The organism is Burkholderia sp. BCC1985 (assembly GCF_905339915.1).
GTDB lineage: Bacteria > Pseudomonadota > Gammaproteobacteria > Burkholderiales > Burkholderiaceae > Burkholderia.
The window spans coordinates 1-2,625 of record NZ_CAJPGY010000097.1 but is presented as its reverse complement, the minus strand read 5'-3'; the positions used below and the strand labels follow the sequence as shown (position 1 = coordinate 2,625).

Genomic DNA, 2,625 nt, shown 5'->3' with positions numbered 1-2,625 from the left:
ACGCCGATGTGCGCCTTTATGCCGAAGTGCCACTCGTTGCCTTTCTTCGCTTGATGCATGTCCGGATCGCGACGCTTCTCGGCGTTCTTGGTCGACGGCGGCGCTTCGATGATCGTCGCATCGACCAGCGTGCTTTCCTTCATCATCAGCCCGCGTTCGCACAGCGAGATGCCAATTTCGTCAAACAGCTTGCGCGTCAGGTCATGTGCGAGAAGCAGGCACACCGGAACTTCATCAGCGTCGCCGCATCCGGCACATTCTCGACGGCCAGATCAATCCCGGCAAACGCCCGCATCGCAATGCTGTCATACAGCGCATCCTCCAGCCCTTCGTCCGACAGGCTGTACCACTGCTGCAGGAAGTAGATTCGAAGCATCCGCTCCGGACCGATCGGCGGGCGGCCGCGAGTTCCTTTCGGGTAGTACGCTCGATTGCCGTCAGCAATCGCGACCACGGCACGAGCTTGTCCATCTCGTCCAGGAAACGCTGACGCCGAGTCACGCGCTTCTTGCCCGCGCTCTCCGCTTCCGCAAAGCTCATTTGCCGTTTCATCGTCGTGGGTTCGTTCCGTGAACTATCTTCTACACCGTCCTCGGCTGCGTCAGCGATGACCACCGAGCCGGATAAATCAGTGTTTCCTTAACTTGCTCCTTGACGACGCGCGAAAGAAAGAAAAAGCGGCCGTACTGGCCGCAATACATGAGCTGGTCAAGCAATACGGCATCACGGAGTTGGGACTGCTGCGGGCGGCCGGGTTTTGTGAAGGACAAGCCCAAGAAGCTGCCCGCCAAATACTACGATCCGTCATCGGGAAAATCGTGGACGGGACACGGCGCCCGCCCGAAATGGCTGGCCGACAAAAACCTGGACGATTACCTGATTCGGCCACCGGCGAAACCTTGGTGGCCGAGAGAAGATTGATCGTGTCTAGCCCGTCAAGCATTCACGTGCGAAGCGCGTGACGTCGAACATTCGGCGAGACGATCGAGGCCACGCTCGGTCAGCGTCTCTGCCAGCGACCAACGTCCCGCCGCCTCTTCACCAACTTACAGAGTCTTTGCATGGCTTTCACGAGTTGGGCGACACGAAAATCGATAGTCGTGCTCACATCCCCATATCGGAAACATTTCAATTAGATTTCAAACGATTCGATCATGCGTCATTGTTCCGCATTTCAGGCCGCCGATGCCCCGTCGTCGGCGGGCCAGCCGAAATACCGGCAGCAACCTACCCCTGCTCCCTTTCAAATTTCCGCAAACGTCTGCGTATTGACCTATCTTTAATGGGATGAAAAAAGCATGGCTCAATGCGTAAAAAATTCGATTGCGATCAGACGCGCCGCATGACAGCATGCGGGGCGTCGGCAATCGGGCACCCATCCGGAACGATTCGATCGATCGCGCCGACCCGCGACCGAATCGTTTTCTCTGCACTTCGCGCCGCCGGATCCAGGCGACCCAAGCCCTACGGGAGATAGACATGGCCACTGCGACGACGCCCCGCGCCGGCACGCCCCCTTTGCCCGCCCTGCTGCGCGGCGGACGCTTCACGCTCGGCAAGCGCATCGTGCTCAGCTTCGGCGCGATCTTCGTGCTGATGCTGGTCATGGCCGCGATTTCATACACCCGATTGACGGCGATCGACGCCGCTGCCGACAGCCTCCAGCGGGATTCGGTGCCGGGCCTGTACCTGTCGACGTCGCTGCGCGCCGCGACCAATCAAAGCTATACGATGGTCGAACGCGCGATCTTCAGCGACGGCGATTCAGACGGCACGAAGCGCGATCTCGATCGGATTCCGGAAGCGCTGCGGCGTTTCGATCAGGCGTCGACGCAATACGAGGCGACGCTGTTCCGCGACGACGACAAGGCGCGCTTCGCCGCGCTCCGGGCCGCATACGACCAGTACCTGCCGCTGTTGAACGACGCAGCGCATGCGGCGGCGAGCGACCGCGCGGCTGCGCGGGCCAACTTCGCGCACGTGACGACGGCGTGGGAGAACGTGGTCCGTGTCGCGGACGCGCTGGTCGACGAAAACCGCGGCCAGGCCGACGATTCGGCACGGCAGATCCGCACGTCGGTCAACACGGCGGAAGCGACGCTCGCGACCGCGCTGAGCGTCGTGTTGCTGGTCGCGCTGGCGACCGGCTATGCGCTGTTCCGCGCGATCACGGGGCCGATGGCGCGGCTCGTCGAGGTGCACGACGCAATGCGCACCGGCAACCTCGCGCAGCGGCTCGACCTGCGCCGCAGCGACGAATTCGGCACGCTGCAGGACGGCTTCAACCGGATGGCCGAACAGCTCGCGAGCCTCGTGTCGCAGGCGCAGCAGTCGTCGCTGCAGGTGACGACGTCGGTCGCCGAAATCGCGGCGACGTCGCGCGAGCAGCAGGCGACCGCCAATGAAACCGCGGCGACGACGACCGAGATCGGTGCGACGTCGCGCGAAATTTTCGCGACGTCACGCGATCTGCTGCGCACGATGAACGAGGTGAACGGCGTGGCCGAGCAGTCGGCGACGCTCGCGGGCGTGAGCCAGAGCGGCCTCACGCGGATGGGCGAGACCATGCGCAGCGTGATGGACGCGGCCGGTTCGGTGAACGCAAAGCTCGCGATCCTCAACGAA

The 2,625-nt window shown here is 62.5% G+C and carries 1 protein-coding gene and 2 pseudogenes; 2 read left to right on the top strand and 1 reads right to left on the bottom strand.

All coding sequences use genetic code 11. From position 1 onward, the window contains the following. Positions 1-552 (bottom strand): annotated as a pseudogene (locus tag U4Z31_RS36750) (IS5 family transposase); the annotation flags it as partial. A gap of 71 nt (positions 553-623) precedes the next feature. Between U4Z31_RS36750 and U4Z31_RS36745 the strand changes: the two are divergent. Next, a pseudogene (locus U4Z31_RS36745) lies at positions 624-921 on the top strand (H-NS family nucleoid-associated regulatory protein). Positions 922-1,479: 558 nt separating this feature from the next. Then, positions 1,480-2,625 (top strand): methyl-accepting chemotaxis protein (locus tag U4Z31_RS36740; RefSeq protein WP_321812970.1); only part of this gene is annotated, 1,146 nt, incomplete at its 3' end.